This window comes from Bartonella florencae, from assembly GCF_000312525.1.
Taxonomy (GTDB): Bacteria; Pseudomonadota; Alphaproteobacteria; order Rhizobiales; family Rhizobiaceae; genus Bartonella; species Bartonella florencae.
The window spans coordinates 1-206 of sequence record NZ_HE997538.1 but is presented as its reverse complement, the minus strand read 5'-3'; the positions used below and the strand labels follow the sequence as shown (position 1 = coordinate 206).

Sequence of the window (206 nt, the reverse complement as noted above, 5' to 3'; positions counted from 1 at the left end):
CCAACCGTCGAGCAGCCGAAGCCGGTTTGTGGGCGAAAGGGTCTTACATTGCTTCGAACTATCACAGGGTCGAAACGCGTGAGGCAACGGGTCTTTTCAAGATAGAAGCTCTTGCCCCGATTATAGGGTCGTGTTCAGGGTTTGGGGGGTTATTGGTAGGCAATGGACCGATTCAGTGGGCATTAGCAGGGATTATGGTTTTAGCT

Annotated in this window: 1 pseudogene; it reads left to right on the top strand. The window is 51.9% G+C overall.

Annotated elements, in window-relative coordinates:
* Nucleotides 1–206 (top strand): annotated as a pseudogene (locus BN202_RS09220) (lysozyme); the annotation flags it as partial.